Source organism: Microbacterium sp. J1-1, assembly GCF_024498615.1.
In the GTDB taxonomy this organism is placed as follows: domain Bacteria; phylum Actinomycetota; class Actinomycetes; order Actinomycetales; family Microbacteriaceae; genus Microbacterium; species Microbacterium aurugineum.
This window is the reverse complement of the sequence record NZ_CP089590.1, coordinates 846,153-864,322: the sequence shown is the minus strand read 5'-3', so window position 1 is coordinate 864,322 and position 18,170 is coordinate 846,153. Positions and strand designations below refer to the sequence as shown.

Annotated in this window: 25 protein-coding genes and 2 tRNA genes; 2 read left to right on the top strand and 25 right to left on the bottom strand. The window is 68.1% G+C overall.

Annotation, left to right across the window (positions count from 1 at the left end; translation table 11 throughout):
• Nucleotides 1-7: 7 nt before the first annotated feature.
• The 5 genes from LRQ07_RS04110 to LRQ07_RS04090 all read right to left on the bottom strand — a co-directional run bounded on the left by LRQ07_RS04110 (nucleotide 8) and on the right by LRQ07_RS04090 (nucleotide 4,301).
• Nucleotides 8-931 (bottom strand): hypothetical protein, encoded by a 924-nt coding sequence (locus tag LRQ07_RS04110; RefSeq protein ID WP_256535908.1) that lies wholly within the window; start codon nucleotides 929-931, stop codon nucleotides 8-10.
• Between the two features lies 1 nt (nucleotide 932).
• A complete protein-coding gene (truA, locus tag LRQ07_RS04105) occupies nucleotides 933-1,781 on the bottom strand; it encodes a tRNA pseudouridine(38-40) synthase TruA (RefSeq protein WP_232762473.1) in 849 nt (282 codons plus the stop codon).
• 43 nt (nucleotides 1,782-1,824) lie between these two features.
• Complete coding sequence (rraA, locus tag LRQ07_RS04100) at nucleotides 1,825-2,292, bottom strand: ribonuclease E activity regulator RraA (protein ID WP_232762474.1); 468 nt, start codon at nucleotides 2,290-2,292, stop codon at nucleotides 1,825-1,827.
• Nucleotides 2,293-2,294: 2 nt separating this feature from the next.
• Nucleotides 2,295-3,836, bottom strand: a complete 1,542-nt coding sequence (locus tag LRQ07_RS04095; protein WP_131491816.1) for an APC family permease — start codon at nucleotides 3,834-3,836, stop codon at nucleotides 2,295-2,297.
• A 99-nt stretch (nucleotides 3,837-3,935) separates the two neighbouring features.
• The gene (locus LRQ07_RS04090; protein ID WP_131491815.1) at nucleotides 3,936-4,301 is read right to left on the bottom strand and encodes a winged helix-turn-helix transcriptional regulator; all 366 of its coding nucleotides are present in this window, start codon (nucleotides 4,299-4,301) and stop codon (nucleotides 3,936-3,938) included.
• Nucleotides 4,302-4,394: 93 nt separating this feature from the next.
• On the opposite strand from LRQ07_RS04090, the gene LRQ07_RS04085 reads away from it, so the two are divergent.
• A complete protein-coding gene (locus LRQ07_RS04085) occupies nucleotides 4,395-5,240 on the top strand; it encodes an SDR family oxidoreductase (protein ID WP_256535907.1) in 846 nt (281 codons plus the stop codon).
• A 61-nt stretch (nucleotides 5,241-5,301) separates the two neighbouring features.
• Here LRQ07_RS04085 and LRQ07_RS04080 read toward each other — a convergent pair whose 3' ends face one another.
• The 9 genes from LRQ07_RS04080 to LRQ07_RS04040 form a co-directional block, all read right to left on the bottom strand.
• Nucleotides 5,302-5,667, bottom strand: a complete 366-nt coding sequence (locus LRQ07_RS04080; RefSeq protein WP_131491813.1) for a hypothetical protein — start codon at nucleotides 5,665-5,667, stop codon at nucleotides 5,302-5,304.
• Nucleotides 5,649-6,269 (bottom strand): hypothetical protein, encoded by a 621-nt coding sequence (locus tag LRQ07_RS04075; RefSeq protein WP_256535906.1) that lies wholly within the window; start codon nucleotides 6,267-6,269, stop codon nucleotides 5,649-5,651. The genes LRQ07_RS04080 and LRQ07_RS04075 overlap by 19 nt, the downstream gene beginning before the upstream one ends.
• Complete coding sequence (locus tag LRQ07_RS04070) at nucleotides 6,266-6,832, bottom strand: RNA polymerase sigma factor (protein ID WP_047520823.1); 567 nt, start codon at nucleotides 6,830-6,832, stop codon at nucleotides 6,266-6,268. The genes LRQ07_RS04075 and LRQ07_RS04070 overlap by 4 nt, the downstream gene beginning before the upstream one ends.
• Nucleotides 6,833-6,955: 123 nt before the next feature.
• A complete protein-coding gene (locus LRQ07_RS04065) occupies nucleotides 6,956-7,129 on the bottom strand; it encodes a CsbD family protein (RefSeq protein WP_047520821.1) in 174 nt (57 codons plus the stop codon).
• Nucleotides 7,130-7,218: 89 nt separating this feature from the next.
• Nucleotides 7,219-7,836, bottom strand: coding sequence for a hypothetical protein (locus tag LRQ07_RS04060; RefSeq protein WP_256535905.1), 618 nt, complete (start codon nucleotides 7,834-7,836; stop codon nucleotides 7,219-7,221).
• The gene (locus LRQ07_RS04055; RefSeq protein ID WP_256535904.1) at nucleotides 7,833-8,399 is read right to left on the bottom strand and encodes a hypothetical protein; all 567 of its coding nucleotides are present in this window, start codon (nucleotides 8,397-8,399) and stop codon (nucleotides 7,833-7,835) included. The genes LRQ07_RS04060 and LRQ07_RS04055 overlap by 4 nt, the downstream gene beginning before the upstream one ends.
• Nucleotides 8,396-8,737, bottom strand: coding sequence for a hypothetical protein (locus LRQ07_RS04050; RefSeq protein WP_047520815.1), 342 nt, complete (start codon nucleotides 8,735-8,737; stop codon nucleotides 8,396-8,398). Before LRQ07_RS04050 ends, LRQ07_RS04055 begins: the two co-directional genes overlap by 4 nt.
• A complete protein-coding gene (locus tag LRQ07_RS04045) occupies nucleotides 8,734-8,925 on the bottom strand; it encodes a DUF2273 domain-containing protein (protein ID WP_047520813.1) in 192 nt (63 codons plus the stop codon). Before LRQ07_RS04045 ends, LRQ07_RS04050 begins: the two co-directional genes overlap by 4 nt.
• On the bottom strand, nucleotides 8,922-9,365 hold the full coding sequence (locus LRQ07_RS04040) for an Asp23/Gls24 family envelope stress response protein (protein ID WP_047520882.1): 444 nt from the start codon (nucleotides 9,363-9,365) through the stop codon (nucleotides 8,922-8,924). The genes LRQ07_RS04045 and LRQ07_RS04040 overlap by 4 nt, the downstream gene beginning before the upstream one ends.
• 189 nt (nucleotides 9,366-9,554) lie before the next feature.
• On the opposite strand from LRQ07_RS04040, the gene LRQ07_RS04035 reads away from it, so the two are divergent.
• On the top strand, nucleotides 9,555-9,863 hold the full coding sequence (locus LRQ07_RS04035) for a hypothetical protein (RefSeq protein WP_047520811.1): 309 nt from the start codon (nucleotides 9,555-9,557) through the stop codon (nucleotides 9,861-9,863).
• Nucleotides 9,864-9,883: 20 nt separating this feature from the next.
• Here LRQ07_RS04035 and LRQ07_RS04030 read toward each other — a convergent pair whose 3' ends face one another.
• The 11 genes from LRQ07_RS04030 to LRQ07_RS03980 form a co-directional block, all read right to left on the bottom strand.
• Nucleotides 9,884-10,219, bottom strand: a complete 336-nt coding sequence (locus LRQ07_RS04030) for an L-rhamnose mutarotase (RefSeq protein WP_131491807.1) — start codon at nucleotides 10,217-10,219, stop codon at nucleotides 9,884-9,886.
• 150 nt (nucleotides 10,220-10,369) lie between these two features.
• Nucleotides 10,370-10,443: transfer RNA gene (locus LRQ07_RS04025), tRNA-Met, on the bottom strand.
• Nucleotides 10,444-10,477: 34 nt separating this feature from the next.
• Nucleotides 10,478-10,549, bottom strand: a tRNA-Thr gene (locus LRQ07_RS04020).
• A gap of 68 nt (nucleotides 10,550-10,617) precedes the next feature.
• Nucleotides 10,618-11,907 carry a M23 family metallopeptidase gene (locus LRQ07_RS04015; protein WP_256535903.1) on the bottom strand — a complete coding sequence of 430 codons (1,290 nt, stop codon included), beginning with the start codon at nucleotides 11,905-11,907 and terminating at the stop codon, nucleotides 10,618-10,620.
• Between the two features lie 121 nt (nucleotides 11,908-12,028).
• Complete coding sequence (locus LRQ07_RS04010) at nucleotides 12,029-12,823, bottom strand: inositol monophosphatase family protein (RefSeq protein ID WP_256535902.1); 795 nt, start codon at nucleotides 12,821-12,823, stop codon at nucleotides 12,029-12,031.
• Nucleotides 12,820-13,815 carry a hypothetical protein gene (locus tag LRQ07_RS04005; RefSeq protein ID WP_256535901.1) on the bottom strand — a complete coding sequence of 332 codons (996 nt, stop codon included), beginning with the start codon at nucleotides 13,813-13,815 and terminating at the stop codon, nucleotides 12,820-12,822. The genes LRQ07_RS04010 and LRQ07_RS04005 overlap by 4 nt, the downstream gene beginning before the upstream one ends.
• A 115-nt stretch (nucleotides 13,816-13,930) precedes the next feature.
• Nucleotides 13,931-14,731: an enoyl-CoA hydratase/isomerase family protein gene (locus tag LRQ07_RS04000; protein WP_256535900.1), complete on the bottom strand. Its 801-nt coding sequence runs from the start codon at nucleotides 14,729-14,731 to the stop codon at nucleotides 13,931-13,933.
• 46 nt (nucleotides 14,732-14,777) lie between these two features.
• Nucleotides 14,778-15,269 carry an FBP domain-containing protein gene (locus tag LRQ07_RS03995; RefSeq protein ID WP_256535899.1) on the bottom strand — a complete coding sequence of 164 codons (492 nt, stop codon included), beginning with the start codon at nucleotides 15,267-15,269 and terminating at the stop codon, nucleotides 14,778-14,780.
• A gap of 9 nt (nucleotides 15,270-15,278) precedes the next feature.
• On the bottom strand, nucleotides 15,279-16,247 hold the full coding sequence (locus LRQ07_RS03990) for a glycosyl hydrolase family 32 (protein WP_413775544.1): 969 nt from the start codon (nucleotides 16,245-16,247) through the stop codon (nucleotides 15,279-15,281).
• A gap of 11 nt (nucleotides 16,248-16,258) precedes the next feature.
• Nucleotides 16,259-17,209, bottom strand: coding sequence for a carbohydrate ABC transporter permease (locus LRQ07_RS03985; RefSeq protein WP_134353075.1), 951 nt, complete (start codon nucleotides 17,207-17,209; stop codon nucleotides 16,259-16,261).
• A complete protein-coding gene (locus LRQ07_RS03980) occupies nucleotides 17,209-18,150 on the bottom strand; it encodes a carbohydrate ABC transporter permease (protein ID WP_256535897.1) in 942 nt (313 codons plus the stop codon). The genes LRQ07_RS03985 and LRQ07_RS03980 overlap by 1 nt, the downstream gene beginning before the upstream one ends.
• Between the last annotated feature and the right edge of the window lie 20 nt (nucleotides 18,151-18,170).

Here is an 18,170-nt window from a genome sequence, read left to right as displayed (position 1 = left end):
TCCCACGCTACTCGCCCCTGCTGTGCCCCGGCTCCGGATCGCGGTCGTACCCCCAGCGGATGCCGAGGATCCCCGGACCGAATCCGTGCCGGGAGGCGTGCACGGAACCGCTGCGCACGGAACGCATGGTGCTCACGTAGTCGTCCTCCGTCTCGGCGTACTCCTCGCACCAGCTCGGCGGCGCATCGGGGTGGAACCTCACCCAGATGAGTGTCTCCCTGGCCGGCCGGGACAGCGCATGCCACGCCGATTGCCGTGCCGGGTAGCCGGGCGGGAACGTCTCCGTGAATTGGAAGAGCGTCGTGTCGCCGACCGTGATCGGGTCGTCGAGGGCGATGACGACTCCCGAGACGAGTCGCCCGGGGTGCAGATGCTCCCGATCCACGCGCCCGCCGACGACATCCGAGATCACGGACAGCACATCCGTCTCCTCCGGGGCGACGTCGACGAGCGGGAGCTCACTGATGACCCCCTGGGTCGCTTGGACGAGCGAGCGCATCACGATGCTCGCGACGGCACCGTCCGTCCCCACCTGCACCGTGAGGTGCGTCGAGAGATCCCGCAGCCCCTCCTGCGGTGCCGAGCGCAACGCGGCGAGAGTCTCGGCCGTCTCCCGGTTCTCGCGCTCCTCATCGAACGGCAGTCGAGGAGGCGGGACCACACCGAGCCGAGCGGACGGACCGAGGAGGGAACGGAGATGACCCCGACGCAGTCGGAGCCGGTCCTCGATACCCTCGACGATCGCGAGCGACTGAGGGCCCTCCGGCTGGCGGTCGCCTGACCGCCAGTAGCTCAGGGTGGCCATGGACACGGTGTTGCCGTCGTCCGCGAGCTGCCGGCGCAGGCGGGACAGGGTGATGCCGCGCTCGGAGATCGCCGCCCGCAGAGCCGCCGCGAACGCGTTCGGCCGGCCCTCGGTCGGCGTCGACATCTCAGCCGCTCGCCCCGTCACGACGAGCGCGGGTCTGGGTCGCGCGCGCGGCGAGCAGGTCATCGGCGGGGTAGCCGACCTCGGTGAGGATCAGCCCGCGCGCGGCCAGCACCTTGAACTCACTGGTCCGGGTGAGCGCATCGCGCAGCACGACGAGATCATCGACACCGAGCCGCCCCTCCCCCACGGCGGCACACGCCCCCACGAGCGCGCGCACCATGCTGTGGCAGAACGCATCGGCCTTGACCTCGGCGACGAGCACACCCTCGGCGTCGCGGGCCCAGCGGTAGTCGAGCAGCGTGCGGATGGTCGTCGCCTCCTCGCGAGGCTTGCAGTACGCCGCGAAGTCGTGCAGGCCGATGAGGGTGCGCGCTGCGGCGTCCATGGCCTGTTCGTCGAGCCGACCGCGGACGGTCGTCGTGTCGTGCCGGCGCAGCGGATCGAACCCGGTCCGGGCATCGGCGAGACGGTAGCGGTACCGGCGCCAGACCGCCGAGAAGCGCGCGTCGAAACCTTCCGGGGCGATCGAGGTGCGGGTGACCGTCACATCCGAGTACGCACCGAGCACGCCCCGCATGCGACCGGCGATGGTCTCGGCGGGCTCCAGCGGCGCGCGGCCCTGTCGGGACTCGATGCGCGACCACTGCTTCTCGTCGAGGTCGACATGGGCCACCTGACCGCTCGCGTGCACTCCGGCGTCGGTGCGTCCCGCGACGACGAACTGCACGTCGGAGCCGACGATCCGGGCCAGGGCGGCTTCCAGAGTCCCCTGCACGGTGCGGAGCGTCGGCTGCTTCGCCCACCCGCGGAAGTGGGTGCCGTCGTAGGCGATGTCGAGCCGGATGCGCACGCAGCAAGCCTAGGACAAGCGCCCCGGAGCCGATGAGTGCCGCTCAGCGTTCGACCAGGATCCCGTCTTCGTCGCTGTACAGATGCGCCCCGGGCCGGAAGACCACGCCCCCGATCACGAGCGGGACATCGCTCTCGCCGGTGCCGAGCTTCGCGCTCTTGCGCGGATTCGTCCCCAGCGCCTTGACCCCGAGATCGAGGGCGTCGATCGCGACGCGGTCGCGGATCGCACCATTGATCACGACCCCCGCCCACCCGTTCGACACTGCCGACGCGGCGATCAGGTCCCCCATCAGCGCCGTCTGCAAAGAGCCTCCGCCGTCGACCACGAGCACCGCGCCTCGCCCCGGCGTCGCCAGCACCTTCTTGACGAGCGCGTTGTCCTCGAAGCAGCGCACGGTGCGGATCGGCCCGTCGAACGCCGTTCTGAGCCCGAACGAGCGGAACTGGAGCGAGAGCGACTGGATCCCCTCTTCGAGCTCGTCGTAGAGGTCGGCGGTGGCGACCGTCATCCTCAGATGCCGCCGTCGATCGATCGGATCGTCACCGCGGGCTCATCGGGCACCATCACCTGGGTGTCGCGGTTCAGGCTCTCACCACGGAAGAAGCGCTTGGACCGGGGGAACAGGTACCAGACGAACATCAGCACCAGGCCGAAGGCGAGTGAGCCGACGCCGATCACGAAGGTGCCGCCGATGCCGAACAGCACGGTGTAGCCGTAGTCCACATCCCACATGTCGATCGCGGACTGCACGAACGCCCAGGTCAGCATGAGCCCGCCGAGCAGGGGGAACAGCCCCTTGAAGAAGAACTCACGCGCCGAGGCGGTCAGGTCCTTGCGGAAGTACCAGACGCTCGCGAAACCGGTGATGGCGTAGTAGAAGGCGATCGCGAGACCGAGCGACAGGATCGAGTCCTGCAGGATGTTGTCACTGATCAAGGTCATGCCGATGTAGTACACGGAGGCGACCACGCCCATGACGATCGTCGAGAACGACGGCGTCTTGTACGTCGGGTGCACCTGCTTGAACTTGGCGGGAAGCGCGCGGTAGACCCCCATCGCGAGCGTGCCACGGGCGGTCGGCAAGATGGTGGTCTGCGTCGACGAGATCGCCGAGATGATCACCGACACGACGAGGACCCAACCGAACGGTCCGAGGAGGCCGTCCTTGATCGCGAGGAAGAAGTCGTCGGCGTTCGCCTCGTTGCCGAGTCCCGTGCCGTCCTCCCCCAGGCCGGCGTACATCATCGCCGCGATCGTGACCGCGACGTACGTGAAGAGGAGGATGACGGTGGTGAGCAGTGCGGCGCGACCGGGAATGCGCTTCGGGTCCTTCGTCTCCTCGTTCAGCGCGAGGCAGGTGTCCCAGCCCCAGTAGATGAAGAGCGCGAGGAGGATCGCCTCGGTGAAGCCCGACCAGTCGGTGAAGGCGAACGGGTTCAGCCACTCCCAGTCGAACGGGGTCGGGTTCGGGGCCGTCCCGGCGAAGAACTGCCACAGCGCCGTGACGACGAAGATGGCCAGCGCCAGGTACTGGATGCCGAGCAGGATGTTCTGGATGCGCTCGCCGATCTCGACACCGCGCCAGCTCACCCACGTCATGGCGGCGATGAAAGCGACGGCGACGACGACGACGCGCCAGTCGTTGTTCTCCAGGTCCTGTCCGATCAGCGACCAGAAGTAGACCGAGGCGATCTGGGCCAGGTTCGCGAGCACGACCATGCCGGCGACCGCGACGCCCCAGCCGCCCATCCAGCCGACCCACGGCCCGAAGGCCTTGGTGCCCCAGGTGAAGGTGGTGCCGCAGTCGGGAACGGCGTTGTTGAGCTCACGGTAGGCGAAAGCGATCAGGAGCATCGGGACGAACGCGATGATGAAGGCGATCGGAGCCTGAGCCCCCACCGCGAGCACGACGAATCCGAGCGTCGCGACGAGCGAGTAGACGGGGGCGGTGGAGGCGAGACCGATGACGGTGGATCCCCACAATCCCAGTGTTCCCGCAGCGAGACCCTTGCCATCGGGTCGTTCCAGGTGAATCGGCGTCGTTGCTGCCATGTCAGAACAGTAAGGCCACCGCGGTTATCGCGTCAACGGGTTTCTGAAACCGTCAGAATTCGAAGCAAGAGACCGCCTCCCACGACGGAATCCGCAAGTTCAGTCTCGTCCGAGCATGCCGTCGGCGTGGTCGGCGACCCACTCCATCAGCGGGAGCATCCGCTCCATCAGGTCGCGACCGAGCGGTGTCAGGCTGTATTCGACGTGGGGCGGCACGGTCGGCAGCGACTCCCGGTGCACGAGTCCGTCATCGGCGAGGGTGCGCAGCGTCGAGGCGAGCATCTTCTCGCTGATGCCGTCGACCTCACGACGCAGCGCACCCCAGCGGTGTGTGCCATCGGACAGGCACGACAGGACCAGGACGCCCCACTTGCTCATGATGTGATCGAGGACGACACGTGTGCCGCAGTTCTGATCGAAGGCGAAGGGTGTCGATTCCTTGATCTGCGCGAAACTTACCGTCATGTGGGTACCTTACTTCAAAGTGGGTACCCGCAGATTGGAATGCCGAATCACCACCCCGGGGTTGTCGAGTGTGTCACCTACGAAAGGACCCCCATGACCATCCTCGTCACCGGCGCGACCGGCAACCTCGGCCGCCTCATCATCGACAGCCTCCTCGAGCGCGGCGCGGACCCGCAGTCGATCGTCGCGGGTGCGCGCGACACGACGAAGGTCGCCGATCCACGCGTGCGCAGTGTTCACCTCGACTACACCGACGCCGCCTCCGTGGCCGCAGCCGTCGACGGCGTCGACACGGTCATCCTGGTCTCCGGATCCGAGGTCGGCCAGCGCGTTCCCCAGCATCGGACGGTCATCGACGCGGCGAAGGCCGCCGGTGTCACCAAGTTCGTCTACACCAGCGCTCCGAAGGCGACCTCGAGCGACCTCGTCCTGGCACTGGAGCACAAGGCGACGGAAGAGCTCATCGCCGCCGCGGGACTGCCCGCGGTGATCCTCCGCAACAACTGGTACACCGAGAACTACGCCGCCGACCTCGCACGTGCCGCCGAGACCGGGGTGCTCACCGCAGGCACCGGAGACGGACGAGTCGCCTCGGCCAGCCGCAGGGACTTCGCGGAGGCCGCCGCCGTCGTGGCACTCGAAGACGGTCACATCGGAGAGGTCTACGAGCTGGGCGGCGACGTCGCCTGGACGTACTCCGATCTCGCTGCGGCCTTCTCCGAGATCACCGGGCGCCCGGTGACCTTCGTCCCGGTCTCCTCGGACGATCAGGTCGCGGCACTCCGCGACGCCGGGCTCGACGAAGGCACGGCCGGCTTCGTCGCCGCGCTCGACGCCGGGATCAAGGGTGGCGCGCTCGCCGACACCGACGGCACGCTCGCCCGCCTGATCGGCCGTCCGACCACTCCGCTCGTCGAGGGCCTGCGCGCGGTCGCCTGAGCCGCACCGCGCGCGAGTGCCGCTCCCCGCCGGGAGCGGCACTCGGTTGCCTCATCCGCCGCTACGTCGTCGCGCGGGACTGGACGTGCACCACGGTGAGTGTGATGCTGTCGTGTCCCACACCGCGCGTAGCGAGGAGCGCGGCGACGGCGGCATGGACGGCGCGCAGGGTCTCGCCCGAAGGGGCGTCTTCATCCACACCGATCGACGCCTCGACGGCGACGCCCTCGCCGGCCGGGGCCACCGCCACGATCGGTTCGTCGTCCTTGCGGACGCCCAGGGCCGCGGCCCCCACGCGCAACAGGTTGGAGATCAGGGACCCCGACCGATAGACGTTCCGGACACCCGGTGTCGTCCGTATCGTCTCCTCGATCGACGCGGCCAGCTCTGCGCAGGCTTCGGGCGTCATCATCGCTCGTCGGTCCATGACGACACCTCCCGGATGCCTCGGATCGCGATGTCGATCGCGACGATGTTGAGCTCGGTGTGTGCGCGGAGGCTGCGGTCGACCTCGGTCCGCAGCCGCTCGGCGACCACCGGTATCGACTGCCCGTGCATCGCGCTCGCGTCGATCTCGACACGGATCGGGGCGTTCGCGGTCGTGACGTCGCCGTCGAGTCGGCACCGTCCGACCAGCAGTCCGGGCACCACCTTCTCCGCGGCGCGGATGAGGCCACGCACGGCGCCCTCGGTGATCCCGAGGTCCACGTCCGGGTCGATGGAGGCGAAGGGAATCCGACGGCCCGCACGGGCGTCGATCGCGATGCCGCTGAGGATGCGGTCCACCCAGCTCTCGTCGACCTCCGGCTCAGCCGCGGTCTCCGCCGCGATCAGTTCAGCGCCGAGTCCGTGCAGGCGCTCCAGCGCGTCGAGCGCCAGCTGACAGCCGGGCGACTCGTCGATCGAACGATCGGCGGGCTGCCTTCCTGCCTCCAGGTAGTCGGTGAGCTCGTCGAGTGTGTGCCCGTCGAGATCGGTCGGCGCCAGGCTGAGCCGGCGGGCCTTCGGCGTCTCTTTGTCGTCGGTCATCGCCACTCCTCCATCCGTACGATCATGAATCTTCGGGCTCGGGCGAGCAGCCCCCTTGACGTCGAGACCGGAATGCCGAGCTCTTCTGAGATCTCCTCGTACGAGTAGCCGCCGATCTCCCGCAGGATCCAGCACTCCCGCTGCGCGTCGGGCAGTTCTCGAAGCGCTGCGCCGAGCGCCGCGACCCCCGCTCGCACCTCGACCACTGCGGACGGTGACGCGTGCAGCGGTGCCGGCCTGTCGATCGAATCGATGTCGACGGCGGGCCGGGTCGCGCGGATGCGGTCGACCGCTTTCCTGCTCACGATCCTCATCAGCCAGCTCTTCACCTTCGCCGGATCGTCGAGCTCGCCGAATCGCTGCCAGGCGGTCACGAACGTCTCCTGCACGATGTCGTCCACATCGGCTGAGGCGTTCAGCATCCGCTGTGTGTATGCGCGCATCATCGGCGAGTACCGACGCACAAGGACCGCGAACGCCTCGACGTCCCCATCCATCGCACGACCGGCGACGATGGCGTCGTCCGCGTGCTCGAGCGCCCTGCGAAAGCGTTCGTCTTCCATCCACCCCACCCCTCGATCCGCCCCTCTAGGCAATTCGGAACGGACGCCCGATCAGATCGGATCATTTCCCGCCTATCCGCGCGAGATCGGGGAGAGGCTCGCACGAGCCTCTCCCCGTACCCGTCACTTCTTGAACGCGTCCTTGACGTCCTCTGCCGCGTCACGGACACCACCCTTGGCCTGCTCGGCCTTGCCCTCGGCGACGAGCTTGTCGTCGTCGATCACCTTGCCGACGGTCTCCTTCGCCTTTCCGGCGATCTTCTCCGCAGCGGCCTTGATCTTGTCTTCTGCGCCCATGGCGTCTCCTTTCCTCAGCGACCCCGGGTTCGAGGTCGGATACTCACGCGGTGTCTCCGCGTGTTGGTCTCTTGCGGCGGTCACACCGCCTACTGCACCCTCGTGGGCGACCGGAACGCATCGCGCCACCGGCGATCCGACAGATGCACCAGGATCGGGATGCGGGCACCCAGGAGGTGGTCCCACTCTCGAACGGCCTTCTCCGTCGCGGCGACGATCGCACCGAGGGGAGCACCGGGTCGCACGGTGATCGCCAAGGCGACGGCATGCTTCCTTCCGACGCGGTATGCAGCCGCGCGGGCGGAGAGCACGTCGGGTCGGCGGATCAGCGGGTCCGTCAGCACTTCCTCGGCCACGTTCCGATCGACCGTCGTCCGTCCGCCTGCGCCATCGACCTCGAGCACGGCCTTCGCCCTGCCGCGTCTCCGCGTGGCGAGGAAAGCGATGAGGGCGATGACGAGGAGCACGGCCGCTGCCGCTATGAGCAGCACGACAGTGGATACCGGACCGACGCCCGGGATCTGCCACGTCCACGTCGCAGCGGTCTCCACCGCGGCCGACATCACAGATGCCGGGCGCCGAAGCCACGGGGGCGCGTCCCCGCCGGCGAGCACCCCCGCGGCGAGGGCGAGACCGCCCGCCGCCAGCAGGATCGCGCCGGTGACGAAGAGAAGCAGTCGATTCATCAGGCGGTTCGTGGCGTTCATGCGATCACTCCCTGCGCATCCACGCTGACGCGAGCAGCCGCGACGAATCCGATCCCCGAGAGCACGTCCTTGACAGCCGTCTCGGCTCCGAACCGATCGACGGGGACGCCACTGGTGGGGGTGATCCTGACTGCGACGTCACGCCTGCCGACGGTCACGGCCACGCGTCCACGATCGACGCCCACGCGTCGGGCCACGGCCTCGGCGACCGAGTCAGCGATCACCCCGTCGTCCACGAGCAGAGCGGTGCGCTCGGTCGTTCGCGCACGACGGTGGCGACGTCCCGGAAGGACCGCGAGCGCAAGGAGCACGAGAGCGAGAAGCACGACGAGTACGCCCACCCCGAAGGGCACAGCCTGTGCCGTTGCTCCTGCGGCGAGCGCATCGAACTCTCGAGCGACCCTGTCACGGAAGCCCGCGTCGACGACCCACCACACTCCTCCCGCGAGGAGAGCGAGGCCCGAGACGACGCCGATCGATGCGACCACCGCAGCCGGGATGGTGCGGGGCGCGTGCGTCTCCCGACGGAGCACGCGCCGGTACATCGCCTGTTCGTTCGTCATCTCACCCTCTTCTCCGTGCTGCGGCGGACGCCCGAGTATCGGATGTCCACGGTGCTGACCTCACGACCGGCCAGCGTCTGCATCTTCTCGATCAGGTCCCGCCGAAGCTCTTCGCCGCTGTCGACCAGGTTCAGTCCGTGCTCCGGGGCCACCGGGACGGTGACCGAGATCCGCACGGCACCTCGCCGGTCGGACAGCTGCACCCCGACGTCACGGGTCGACACCCGAGCGACGTCGTGCACGATGCCGACGGCGAGTCGTTGCAGCGCACGGGCCGTGATGGTCGTCGTCCCCACGACGACGTCCTCCGGCGCGGGAGCCGCCTCCTCGTCGGTCATGACGAGGAGCGCCGGCCTCGGAAGACCTCGGCGAGTGCGCGGACGTCGAGCCGGCCGTCGATGATGCGGCCGGCGACCGCTCCGAGCAGCATCGCCAACGCCACGAGCAGGAACGCCCAGAACCCCAGGGCCACCCAGGTGAGCGCCAGCACTGCGGCGGCCGCCGCGCCGATCACCGATGCATTCACTGGACTCGCGCCTCCTGCGTGCCCTCGTCCTCGTCATCGGAGGGGATGTGCACGTCGTTCACGGTCACGTTGACCTCGGCGACCTCCATGCCGACCAGCTCCACCATCGCGCGGTGGATGGCCGCGCGAACCTCGTCCGCGACCTTCTGGAGCGAGACCGGGTACTCCGCGACGATCGTCACGTCGACCGCGACCTGCGTCTCGCCGACCTCGACGCTGATCCCCTGAGAGAGATCGGTCGTGTTGAGGGCGTCACGGATCGCACCGACCATTCGGGCGGCTCCTCCGCCGAGTGCATACACGCCCGCCACTTCGCGTGCGGCGATGCCGGCGATCTTCGCCACCACCGCGTCCTCGATCGTCGTCTTGCCCGCAGCGGTCCCCGACTGCGGTGCGACGACCTGAGCCTTGGGCTGGGCGCCACCAGTCACGTTCGCCATCTTGAGCTCCTTCATCCATGTCTCCGCCTCCGTTGAGGAGTGCGGGCCGCAGGTCAGCGACACCCCTAAGACGGATGCCGACCGAGAAACGTCACAAAATGATCCGAAGAAGTCTCGGGCATCTGTCAAGGGGCTCCCCCTCCGGGCGCTGATCGCGCATGCTTCACCGTGGGGACAGCTAGGAGAATGATGGAGCACGATCCGGACCGAAGGTTCAGCCTGGTGCAGGTCACGGCGACCGACTGGGCGATCCACGATCTGCACTACCCGACGGACGACCACCGCCGCGTCGTCTGCACGATTTTCGAAGATGCCCCGACCGAGGTCGAGGTGCTCTGGCGGCGCGACCTCCCGCTCGCGTTGCGCTACTCGTCCGCGGAAGAGGTCCTGCACGCGGTGCGACGGTTCCAGGACGCCTCACGTGCGACGCGTCCGATCCAGATCCCGCATCACCCGCCGCCACGGCGATCGGATCCCGGTCGGAACCCCTTCCGGTGACACGCGACCGCCCGGTGCGCTCAGCTGCCGGTGGCGCGCTGCGCCGCGAGTGCCCAGACCTGTTCGATGGGCGTGAACCCCTCTTCACCGTCCGGACCGTGGAACCCCTCGACGAAGCGCCCGATGTCGGCCTGCCAAGAATCGTTCGCCGGGGAGGCCTCGACGATGCGCATCGTCGCCTCGAAGTCGTCGCACTCGACGAGGTGGAAGAGGTTGCGCCCCGAGCGCCAGATGGTCCAGTCGTGGATCCCCGCGACGTCGAACAGGTCGCGCAGAGAATCCGGGATCCGGGCGTGATGGGACCGATAGTCCTCGATCGCCCCCTCGGCGATCACTGAATGCAGGGCGATGCGCATGCTTCTCCTCGTGACGACGTCCACAGGACATGATGTCCGCGCGCCGAGACCCTGTCAAGGGAAAGGTCGGATGTCTGCGTTTCTCGTCGGCCGGGGCTGCTCGGCGGCCGCATACGACAAAACCCCCGGAAATCCGGGGGTTTGAATCTGTAGCAGGAGCGGGGCTTGAACCCGCGACCTCACGATTATGAGTCGTGCGCTCTCACCAACTGAGCTACCCTGCCGCACCGCATCCATCCGTGTGAGAAGAATGCTGCGAGCCCCGAGTCAGGATTGAACTGACGACCCCTTCCTTACCATGGAAGTGCTCTGCCACTGAGCTATCGGGGCGTGCTGCCCGCGCGGGGCAACCGTACGAGAATACCATCACTGTGGCGTCCCCATGAAATCGAGGCGGGTCAATACGAGGTTCGACCAGCGTTCGCCTTGAGCCACGGCATCGGATCGATGGTCGATCCGTTGACGATGAGTTCGAAGTGCAGATGAGCGCCGTACGAGCGGCCGGTGTTGCCGGTCTTACCGACGATGTCGCCGACCTTCACGGTGTCGCCCGCCTTGACCTGCAGAGACCCGTACTGCATGTGCGAATAGTGGCTGGTGATGACCTGGCCGTCGATGACGTGGTCGATGTAGACCGTGACACCGTAGGCTGCGCCCTGCTCCGTCGCGATGCGGACGGTGCCGTCGGCGATCGCCTGGATGGGCGCACCGTCGCCGGGGACGAAGTCGATGCCCTCGTGCAGACGACCGCTGCGCATGCCGTATCCGTAGCTCATGCCGACCCCGACGAGGAACGGCCACTGGATGGCGGCATCGGGGTCGTTCGTGAAGACCTCACCCGAGTAGTTGATGCCCTGCTCGGCGGCGACCTCGACCAGCGAAACCGTGCTGAAGTCATCCGAACGAGCGAGAGACTCGTTCTCGACTGCGCCCGGTGCGACGAATGCCTGGATCTCTGCGGCGGCAGAATCCTTCGCGTCGGAACCTGCGGACGAGACCAACGAGGTCGCTGCCATCGCGGTGCGGCCCTGCACCGCCGCCACAGCCTCCGCGGGAAGCGTCATGGACACGGCGAGGAGTCCGGCGAGACTCATCACACCGACGGTCGCCCCCACGGTCACAAGCTTGCGGATGCTGCGTGGACGGCGCGGCGCGACGTGCGCGGACTCGGGCTCGGAGGACTCGCTCGCCTCCGCGGGCGCGGACGCAGGCGTGTGCGTGGCCGATGTCCGGACGGACGCCGGAACAACAGGAACCGAGCCCGTGCGGAAGGCGCGGGATGCGCGCTCGAACTCGTCGACATCATCTTCGGGCGCGGCCGCCGCGACGGGTGCCGCCGGTGCCGGCGACTCCACGGGAGGCGCGACCGTGTCAGGGTCTGCGGCATCGACGGAGTCAGCGGCGGTGTCGACGACGACCGGTGATGCCGGGACGTCGGCGATGATCGGCGCGGGAGTCGTGGCGATGAACGGCTCGGCCGGAACCTCGGCGGCGTCCGCGCCGGCTGCCTGGCGCTGGCGAGCAGCGCGACGAGAGAGAGGAGCAACGGCGGCGAGGGCGACGGCAGTGGAATCAGCCGTGGAGAGGGGTCCCGTCGTTCCCGCCGCAGAGGCCTCGGAGGCCGCGATGCGGAGTCGGCTGGACCGGCGCGTGGGCGCAGAGGCAGCCTCGGGATTCTCGAAGGGCAAAGCGTTTCTCTCGGGTCGTGCGTCAGCTCGGGGGCGCAAACTCAAACTCTCACCTTCGGGTGGTGAGAGTAACGATCGGGTAAAACACTACCCTGGCCACCCTGGGAAAGCCATGGATCATTCACTTTTCCGTTCCCAGGATCGCGAGCAGTCGGTCGTGCACGGCGCGTCCTGCCGCGACGAGCATGGGCCGCGGGGAATTGACGTCGGTGCGTGACACGACTCCACCGGCCTCCGACACCAGGAGCCCACCGGCGGCATGGTCCCACGGACGCAACCCGCGCTCGAAGTAGCCGTCGAGCCGACCCGCAGCGACATACGCGAGGTCAAGAGCGGCCGCTCCCATCCGACGGACATCACGTGCCATCGGCATCACCCGCGCCACCGTGGCGAGGTCGCCTTCATGGGTTGCAGGGTCGTAGCCGAAGCCGGTAGCCAGGAGCGCTCCGGCGGGCGTCTCCGCCGTGACCGAGAGCCGGGCACCGTCTGACCACGCACCGTGACCGAGGGCTGCGGTGAACATCTCACCGAGCGCGGGCGCGTTGACCGCGGCGGCGAGAGCTTCCCAGGATTCGGGGTCGGGCTCGCCTCGGACGGCGGCGATGCTGACGTTGTAGGCCGGGATGCCGTACGCATAGTTCACGGTGCCGTCGATCGGGTCGACGACCCAGGTGATCCCGCTCGTTCCGACCTCGGCCCCGGACTCCTCACCGAGAAAACCGTCCTCCGCGCGGGCAGCGCGTAGGCGATCGCGGATGAGCGCCTCGACCTCGCGGTCCGCTTCCGTGACGATGTCGGCGAGCGTCGATTTGGTCGCCGCCAGACGCACACCCTCTTGTCGGCGTCTGCGCGCGAGGTCTCCCGCTTCGCGCGCGATCTCCGTCGCGAGTTCGCCGAGCTCTCCGGCGAGGGTCACGGCGCGGGCTGCTGCGGCGCGGGCGGTTGCGGCGCGGGCGGGGGAGGCGGGAACGCAGAGGGCTCTTGCCTCGGCGCCGGGGGCTGCTCCACGGCACCGGGCGTCGGCGGCATCGTGTGCACACCGGGGGCCTGCGGCGGCGCGGGTTGTGCGTACGCCTGCTCCACCGGCTGCGGCACGACGGGGAAGCTCGCGGCCGGGGCCGCCGGGAGCGACTGCTGTGCCGTGACCGTCGGGTACCCGGTGTAGTACGCCGTCCAATCGGGCGACGAGTCGGGGAGCACCGGCAGCGGGGTGATGCCGTCGGCATAGGTCGGCCAGGACGGCGCGGATCCGACGCCCGGCGTGGCCGGTGTCTTCTTGGGCGCGAAGAGCGCGTTCAGGAGCGGGATGAGCGTGGTGCCGACGGCGACGAGGATCGTGAGGGCGACGACGATCCGCCAGTACAGCGCGCCGTACTCGAACGTGTTCGGGAAGGCGAGGAAGAACACGAGCATGCCGACGAGGCCACCGAGGAACGTGATCGTGACGATGTAGATGACTCGTGTGAACGTGGTGACGTAGCGCTGGGCAGCCGGTGTGAACAGTCGCACGTGGACGAGCGCGAGCTGCAGGATGCCGATGACCAGCAGCAGTTGGAAGAAGCGCTCGGCGCCGAAGTACATGCCGTCTTCGGGGAGCCAGATCTTGACGGCGCCGACGAGGAGCGCGACGATCCAGCTCACCATGCTGGCCAGCTGCAGCCAGTCGGGACGGTTCGGGGCGAGCCCCGCCTCGGCGATCGCGATCCCCGCGAAGGCCGCCAGGAGGAGGATCGTGAGGAAGGCTCGGCCGATCAGTCCGTCCTGGTCCCCGATGAGGACCCAGACGACGCAGACGAGTGCAGCGGCGATCAGAGCGCCGATGGCGATCCAGAGAGAGCCTCGGATCAGCAGCGACATGTTCTTCTTCTCACTCTGCGGCTGCGGTGTGGTGATGTCCGGCTGGGACATGGCGATCCTCTCGTCGAGCGGCGATGCCTTCATCCTGCCACGCCCACCGCCGGATACCGCGGCCACCGCACGGGTTGGGGAAAGTCACCGTCCGCACGGGGCGGAGCAGAAGAAGTCAGCCGGCCCTCTTGGCGGCCGAGGCGGCGAATGCAGCCACCCGCGCCTGCGCGTCCGGAGTCTCCAGCGCTGCGCCGATCGAGCGGGCCTCCTCGCTCAACTGCTCGGCGAAGGAGCGTTCGGGCTGGGAACGGACCAATCGCTTCGCCTGTCCGTACGCGTCGGCGGCCCCCGCCAGCCAGAAACGGGCGATCTCCTCGCCACGCGCCCGCACCAGGGCGGCCTCGGCCACGGAGTCCTCCCCCTCGACGACCTCGGCCACGAGTCCCCAGTCGAGCGCCTCCGAGGCCGACAGCAGACGATCCTGCAGCACCAGCTGCAGTGCGCGCCTCTGACCGACGGCGCGCGCGAGCTGGGCCGACACCGAGAGGTCGGGCGTCAGGCCGATGTTGGCGTACAGGCTCCCGAGCTTCGACCGCGAGCCGACGACCGCATAGTCACTCGAGAGCAGGATGCCGAGCCCCCCGCCCGCCGTCGTGCCGTGCGCGGCGGCGACCACGGGAACCGTCGATTCCGTCAGGGAACGGATACCGGTGTTGATGACCTCGGCGAGCGCGGTGATCTCCGCTCCGGAAGCTCCCATGGTCGTGGCCATGTCGATCACATCGCCTCCCGCGCAGAAGGCGGGGCCGGACGCATCGATCAGGATCGCCTTCACGTCGGCGCGCGATGTCGCCTCGGCGGTCGCGTCCTTCCACGCATGTGCGAGGTCGGCGTTGAAGGCGTTGAGGCGGGCGGGGCGGTTCAGCGTGAGCCGGGCCATCCCCTCTTCGACGGCGAACAGGATGGCATCACTCATGGCGTCTCCTTCGAGCACAGGACGTGTAGGTCCAGCGTAGCCGCGATCAGCTGCGCTCCCAGACCTGCGAGACGAAGCGCTCCATCCGGCGGTGTGTCCCGTCCAGGCGCAGGTCGGCCTGCCCCGGTGCCCTGACCTCGTTCGGTGCCAACGGGTGCGCGAGACGTACGTTCTCGTGGCAGGAGAGGTCGGCGCACATGTAGGCGCCGACCGAATCGCCGCGCCGCCCGGCCTGGCCCGAGCGGCGTGCGGAGAACAGGGAGATCTGGTTGCCGGGCTGCATCGTGTGGCAGATGTCGCACATCCCCGATCGTCCGCGCCCGGGCCCGGTGGCCCGGAGCACGATCCCGACGACCGTCTCCTCCAGCGGGATCAAGACGTAGCCGCGGCGACTCGCATTCGGATCCGACCAGGCGAAGAAGTCGAGGTAGTCCCAATCGACGAGCAGGAAGTCATGCGGCATCTCCATGATCCGCAACTCCTCCGCGTCCGCGTTGACGAACGATGCCCGGACGTCGGCTTCGGTGAGCGGTCGCATCGCTCCAGTCTACGAACGCCTGCCGGCCAGGGCTTCACGCACGGCAAGACGCCCCTCGACCCATTCGACCGGCATCGGGTCGGTGATCCCCCCGACGAAGTGCCCGTCATCACCACGGTTGCGGAAGGCGAACAGCAACCATCGCCCATCGTCGCGGCGGCGCAGGAGCCTGCCCACATAGAGGTCGTCACCGGTCAAGGGTTCGGCGCGAGAGATGTCGAAGGGTCCGAGCACACTGTCTGCGGCCACCGCCCATGTGCCGCCCGCAGCCGGCCGCCGCGACGGCATCGAGTGCTCCGCCAGGCAGGAGAATAGGAGAACGGGGCGACCGTCGACGACCTCGACCTGAACGACCTCCAACTGTCCGAACCCGTCGTCGGAGGGCACGCTCAACGGCTCACGCAACTCCCACTCGCGAAGATCGGCCGACCACGCGTGGCCGATCACTCCCCTGCCCTCGACGGGTCCATGAGGTGCACGCGCCGTGACGTACATGTGCCACCCGTCGCCCTCGGGGTCGGGGAAGACCCACGGGTCGCGGAAGGCCTCGTCGTGCCACGCGCCGCTGTCGACCGTCTCGTACCAGGGGGCCTGCGCGTTCAGCACCGGATGCGGTGCCTTGTGCCACTCGACGAGGTCTGACGAGGTGGCGTACCCGATCGACTGGATGTTCTTGCCCCCGTCGCTCAGGCTCGCGCCCGTGTAGAAGAGGAACCACGTCCCGTCCGGGTGCCGCACCGTCGAACCCGTCCAGGTGGCGAGGTCGTCGAACGCAGGAGCGTCACCGCGCACGAGGGCATCCGGTCCCCGTGTCCACTCGACGAGGTCGAGCGAGGTCGCGTGACCGATCGAGGCGCGGTAGTGGCGCCGTTCCGGGTCGTGCAGCGCGCGCGAGGCGTAGAGGAAGAAGAGGTGGTACTGCTCGCCGTCGTCGGCGAACCAGAAGTCCCATACCCACGAGTCGGGAAGATCGAACACGGTGTTTCCTTTCATCCCTTCACTCCGCTCGCGGCGATCGAGCTGACGAAGGCGCGCTGGAAGATCAGGAAGACGATGAGCACGGGGATCGTGATCATCGACGTGTACGCCATGACCTCACCCCAGGCGGTGTTGAGTTGGAAGAAGTACTGCATGCCGACCATGACGGGCCGGAGGTTCTCTCGCTGCACGACCATGAGCGGCCACAGGTACTGGTTCCATGCAGGCAGGAAGGTCAGGATCGCGACCGTCGCGAATGCCGGGCCCGACAGCGGCACGATGATGCGGCGGTAGATCCTGAACCAACTCGCCCCGTCGATCCGCGCAGCCTCGTCGAGCGACTTCGGGATCGTGGAGAAGTACTGCGTGAACAGGAAGATGGAGAACGCATTCGCGATGAACGGCACGATCTGCACCTCGTAGGTGTTCAACCAGCCGAAGTCGTACTTGAGCACGCCGCCTTCGAAGACGAGTGTGGGCAGTTGGGCGACCCAGTAGACCATCGGCACCGCGATGGTCTCGAACGGCACGATGAGGGTCGCGATGATGACGGCGAGCACGACGAGCCGGCCGCGCCACGCGAGCCGCGAAAGGGCGAAACCGGCCATCGAGTTGACGATGAGCCCGAGCCCGACGGTCAGCACCGTCACGAGCACCGAGTTGAACATGAACTGCGCGACCGGCACCCGGTCGAAGACCCCGAAGTAGTTGTCGAGGCTGATGTCGCCGACGGGGAGGAAGGCGAGCGGAGAGTCGAGGTCCTGCAGGATCTGCGCGTCGGGCTTGAGGCTCGACACGAACATGAACACGAGCGGGAACAGGAAGATCACGGCGAGCACCGACATGGCGATATAGGTCGCCGCCGTGCCCCATCGGCGGCCCGCAGCAGCCGTGCGCGGGGCGCGAGCGGAGCGCGACGCCGGCCGCCCCGTCTCGGTGTGGTTGTCGACGGTGGCGGTCATCAGTCCTTCTCCCGGGTGATGCGACGCTGGATGAGCGCGATGATGAGCACGGCCACGAAGAAGATGAGCGAGATCGCGGCCGCGTAGCCGATCTCCTGCTGACCGAAGCCCTTGCGCACAGCGTGGTACACGACCGTCGAGGTGGCGCCCTGCGGACCGCCCTGGGTCATGACGTCGATCTGGACGAACAACCCGAGGGCGGCGATCGTGATGGTGACGAGCACGAAGACCATCGTCGGGCGCAGCCCCGGCCACGTGACGTTGGTGAACTGGCGCCACGGGCTGGCGCCATCCATGCGGGCCGCCTCGTAGAGCTCTTCGGGGATCGTCTGCAGCCCCGACAGCCAGATGATCATGTGGAACCCGACGGCCTGCCAGATCGACATGACGATGATCGCGCCGAGCGCCGTCGAGGGGTCGTTGAGCCAATCGTTCCCGCTCCACAGCCCGAACGTCACGGCGTCGATCATCGAGTTGATGAGCCCGTCCTCCTGATAGAGGAACTTCCACAGGATCGAGACGACGACGATCGAGGTCACGACGGGAATGAAGAACACGACGCGGAAGAACGTCGTGCCGCGGAGCTTTCGATTCACGAGCACCGCGAGCGCGAGGCCGAGGCCGGCCTGCACGGGCACGACGATGAGCGCGAAGATCGCCGTGTTGCCGATCGACTGCACGAAGAGCGGGTCAGCGGTGAAGGCGCGAATGAAGTTGTCTACCCCGACGAAGCGAGGCGGGTTCGGCGAGATGAGCCTCGCATTCGTGAAGGAGAGAGTGAACGCGAGGACCACCGGGACGATGAGGAACAGTGTGAGCAGGAGGGCGGCCGGTGCGACCATGCCCAGACCTGCCCACGTCTCGCGTCCACGGCTGGAGCGGAAGGAGCGGAGGGAGCGCCGAGGAGTCTCGGCCCCCGCCGTCGGAGGTGTGACGGTCATCGATGCGTCTTTCAGGAGCG